General features: G+C 37.0%; 5 protein-coding genes. 1 reads left to right on the plus strand and 4 read right to left on the minus strand.

Annotated elements, in window-relative coordinates; all coding sequences use genetic code 11:
- Positions 1–1123: 1123 nt before the first annotated feature.
- On the minus strand, positions 1124–1309 hold the full coding sequence (locus ACFSUO_RS02490) for a hypothetical protein (RefSeq protein WP_382390757.1): 186 nt from the start codon (positions 1307–1309) through the stop codon (positions 1124–1126).
- Positions 1310–1435: 126 nt separating this feature from the next.
- On the opposite strand from ACFSUO_RS02490, the gene ACFSUO_RS02495 reads away from it, so the two are divergent.
- Positions 1436–1558 carry an FbpB family small basic protein gene (locus ACFSUO_RS02495; protein ID WP_382390759.1) on the plus strand — a complete coding sequence of 41 codons (123 nt, stop codon included), beginning with the start codon at positions 1436–1438 and terminating at the stop codon, positions 1556–1558.
- A gap of 244 nt (positions 1559–1802) precedes the next feature.
- On the opposite strand, the gene ACFSUO_RS02500 is transcribed toward ACFSUO_RS02495, so the two are convergent.
- The 3 genes from ACFSUO_RS02500 to ACFSUO_RS02510 form a co-directional block, all read right to left on the minus strand.
- Positions 1803–1856, minus strand: a complete 54-nt coding sequence (locus tag ACFSUO_RS02500) for a putative holin-like toxin (RefSeq protein WP_382390841.1) — start codon at positions 1854–1856, stop codon at positions 1803–1805.
- A gap of 378 nt (positions 1857–2234) precedes the next feature.
- Positions 2235–2600 (minus strand): sigma factor-like helix-turn-helix DNA-binding protein, encoded by a 366-nt coding sequence (locus tag ACFSUO_RS02505; RefSeq protein WP_382390761.1) that lies wholly within the window; start codon positions 2598–2600, stop codon positions 2235–2237.
- Between the two features lie 134 nt (positions 2601–2734).
- Positions 2735–3763, minus strand: a complete 1029-nt coding sequence (locus ACFSUO_RS02510; protein WP_382390763.1) for a DUF2332 domain-containing protein — start codon at positions 3761–3763, stop codon at positions 2735–2737.
- Positions 3764–4103 lie beyond the last annotated feature (340 nt).

Consider the following 4103-nt stretch of genomic DNA (forward strand, 5'->3'; position numbering starts at 1 on the left):
TCAATGCTTATTCCACACCTTTCAATGTGTCCCTTCAGATTGTTTTTACCGAAGTAACAGTATCTGTTAACATTCCACATGTTTAGCTGTGTCGAACCACGAGGTCGCTCCCCTTCCATTCATGTATTGTTTCGTCAATACATTACTTCCGTACTATGGGAGCGTCTGACTTCTCCACCCACAATTAACATTTCGGAATATCCTTATAGTTCATTGCCCATTCATTTGGTAAGATGGAGACCTCACGGGGTTGTCACACTTTCCTTCCATACATACCCAGTACCAACACACGATAAGCTATGACTAGCCGGCTGATTCTTTGGCTAGCCATCATAACATGATGGATTTCCCATTATTTTCGGATGGTCACCAGCTTATCGCGCCGCCGTACTTTACACTTCTGCATTTGGGTCTGCATGTCCGACTGCGGGTCTCTCGAATTTCCGCATCTCCTTCAGACACTACCTCACGATAATGCCCTAGATTAGTCTTCACCAGTTGTATCAGCACTCTGGTGGGAGGACTTTCACCTCCGAGATAACTTACCTTCCAGGATTTACGGAGTCGTGTTTACACTGGGTAGCGTTCTCCAATCCTTTAACAGTTAGTTCAGCGTAGTTATTACGCTAAGTGCGACTGCCCGTCGCACAAAAAAAGATCATCAAATTGATGATCTTATCGCTATATCCAAATTAATATTTAAATAAGTATTTACTCCATTATTAGAGAATTGCGCCTGATTGATGAGGAAGATTAACCTTACTCAAACAAAGATTCTATTAATGTATGTCCGTATGGTGTACCCCAAAAGAAACTCCAGCCTATAATGATAAGCAATTCTAGAATGATTAGAATTATAAAATTTTTTAAAGAGTTTAGTTTTAGTTGCAAATAATAAAATATTGCCCAAATTAAATAAAAACTAGCTAAAACAACATATTCTGCAGTAAGGGGCTCATTTGATGGAGTAAAATTCATACCAAGGTAAGCAAAAGCGTTAAATACTAACAATACAATGAGAGCGAATATGTGAAATTCTGCCCCCCCTTACAAAGGGGCCAAAAGGAGATGAAAGCAGACACCCGATTGCTATAATCACATCTGTTTTTCCGGTTGTGACCATTCAATATTTTTGCGATACAGCAACAGCAACTTCTGAATCATTTTCTTCAATTACAGAACCGATCCCTTGCTCTGTCCAAACCATCCTCCCAGAAAAGTCATTTCGCCGCGGGATTGCTTTAAGTTTAACCATGGTCGGTATCTCATAAATCACTTCTGTAGAAAAAACAGTTCTGTCAACTGCCATCGGATCAAGAATAACCGGGTACCAAAGTAGGAAATTTCACACATTTGTTATAATTCCATCGTTTATCGAGGAGATTTTTGTACTATACTAAAATTAGAAATACCAAGATAAAGGATGTGAGAAGTTATGCGCGCACAGACCAACATTGAGAAACTTATTGACCAAAACAAAAAGGATTTGCTCAATGATAAAGAAGCATTGATTGCAATCGAGCAAAAAATAGATGAGAAATATTCAAAGCAATTTTAATCTCAGCGGGTATAAGTCCTGAGTTTTTCCATTCACTGTGATATGCAGAAAACTTGTATCATTTTACAGTTTTCATTTCGCCTGATATTGGGTATAATAAAATTAGAAAACATCACATAAAATAAAAGAGACCGCTAGTGTAGATACACTAACGGTCATGTACAACAGCCCTTCAAGGGGGCGGCTCACATTACAGGTTTTTGAAAAAATAACTACCCATCATGCTTACCAGGCCTATGGGTGGTTATTTTTTCTGGTTTGACAGTATGGCTACGATTAATGTTCCAAAGGAAATCATCAAAAATAGTGTTTCAAATACTGTCATCGGCATCACCCCCTTTCCTAAAAAACGTGCAAAGGGGCATGAGCCACCACCCATGAAAGCCTTGTTGTACGCGCTCTATTATAACAAAAATGAATCTATTCTAACAGAACATATTTTCCTATTCCTGGAGTAAATATCAATGTTATGTCACATAAAAAGAATGCCCACTATTCCGAGTGGGAACAAGGAGGCTGGTATAAATGTTGTCTGGAACATAAGGATCATGCCGGTAACTACTATGCTAAAAGTAATGCCGGCATAGAACATTAGTATGATAATATCACCTCTTTGAGAGTTATATAAAAACGCCTAGCAGAAAGTTGCTTTCCACCAAGCGTTAGGTCATCTTTGCTATTTAGCTATCCCTTTAAATTGCTTAACCAAATTTCTCACTATTGTTATTTCTGCCCTATGACGTAGTTGACGGACACGTTCCTGTGTTATGTTGTGAGGTATGCCCGCTTCTTTTAGGGTCATTCTTGGTTTTGTTAAGCCGTATAAATCGTCTAAAATCTGTCGCTCCCGCTCCTTTAAAATATGCTTTTCAGCGTTATAGATTCTCATAAACCGTTGATACTCATCCGAATCTTTTTCATCCAGTATCTTATAATACGATTTTCGTTTATAAAACCCTCGAATATCGTTAGGACTTTTTGCAGAGTTCACCATGTCCATGAAGAAGATTGCATCGTCGCTTGTTATTGTTTTATTGTCCATTAAATTTGCTTCTCCTTGTGCAGAAATTTTTCTATCATGCTTTGAGGCAAGGTTGCTTCTTTTGAAGTAATGCCCCTACAGTACAATAAACGGGGACACTATTACTAAAGAATCGTGCTTAATTACGTTGATTTTTATTCAATATTCCATTTAAACCATTTTCCGTGACCATCCGTGTCTCCAATAATTTGATTGTATTCCAAACCATCAATAAAATAGTCAAGGTGGAGCTTTCTATCCCACATATTATTATAAATATGAAAAACATCTCTTTGACTTCCGATTTTTTTAATCTTCTCTAGGAGTTTATACTTTAAATTCTCTGGTATTTGATTTGCAACGTGAGTATGGAAAATGCAAATAACTGTATTTTTAGGAAGGGTTTCTACAACGTCTGTTAGTAGGGTTATCCCATCTCCTTCAATAAGCTCTACTGGATTTTCTTTGAAGCACCTAGCAGCACTCTCAAATAACTCCAATCTTTCCTGATGTTCCGGCCAAATAAGTGATTTTAACCATAAATAACTTTCAGGATCTTTTAGGTCACTTATATGTAAGTCTAATCCAATTCTTGAAGACACGGGAGGACTTTCAGTAAGAAATGAGGGATTATTTTTACCTATAAGTTCCGAAGTTATATGAACATCTGAATTTTTATTTCCATAAGTTTCGTCAGTTCCATAGGAATAGCTATACTTGTCCCACAAAAGCTGAAGCCCAGCACTTGTTCCAATTTCAACAAGCGATAAAGGTTTTTCTACTTTGCTATAAATCAAAGAGAAAATTGGGTAAAGATAAGCACAACGTCTAACTTCGTTTGTCTGAACCAACTTATTTTTTAGAATTGAAACAATTTCACCTCTAAAAACATTACAAAATTCCTTGAAATAATCAAAGGTTTTGGCGTCGATTTTTCTTGGGGATTTTGTAAGACTTGGATAATACTCTTTTAATTGGTGTTCTTTCCCTTTTAACAAGAGATAATGAACAGCTCCGAACAATAAATTAGGCACTGGTTGTCCATTTTGGGTTTCAGAGCATAATTCAAGTATTTCATTATCCTCTGATACTTTCACGGATAAAAATTCGTATAGTTCGCTAGAATCCTTACACTCCATTTGAGCGAAATTTTTAAAACATAAAGATAGTTGTGATTCACCCATGACAACTCTCCCTTTCACCCATACTTTGATGTTGTTAAAGTAACTACTCGTTAGTTGAATTACTCATTGCCTCACATTTTATCATTCATTTCAGAAATTTAGTATCTATTATACCAATTTATTGAGCCTCATCCTCCACTTTCATTTTCTTGTTTAGAAAGCCCTGATCTATTATTGAACTACCCACCACTTATCAACCTTACGGTCTGATTGAAGTGGGGGATTCCTAAGAACACCAACCTATCGGTTAGTTATGGATTAGGCTATCCCCGCAGTTCCTGCGGTTAATCGTAAGACTTCATTACGAAGATTTTTACTTGCGTTAACATCTCGGTCATGA

Origin of the sequence: Lentibacillus juripiscarius, assembly GCF_042685205.1 — a bacterium.
Lineage (GTDB): Bacteria > Bacillota > Bacilli > Bacillales > Amphibacillaceae > Lentibacillus > Lentibacillus juripiscarius.

Coding starts and splice junctions, on each gene's coding strand:
- ACFSUO_RS02490 (WP_382390757.1), bottom strand. CDS start 1,309: ATGGCAGTTGACAGAACTGTTTTTTCTACAGAAGTGATTTATGAGATA.
- ACFSUO_RS02495 (WP_382390759.1), top strand. CDS start 1,436: ATGCGCGCACAGACCAACATTGAGAAACTTATTGACCAAAACAAAAAG.
- ACFSUO_RS02505 (WP_382390761.1), bottom strand. CDS start 2,600: ATGGACAATAAAACAATAACAAGCGACGATGCAATCTTCTTCATGGAC.
- ACFSUO_RS02510 (WP_382390763.1), bottom strand. CDS start 3,763: ATGGGTGAATCACAACTATCTTTATGTTTTAAAAATTTCGCTCAAATG.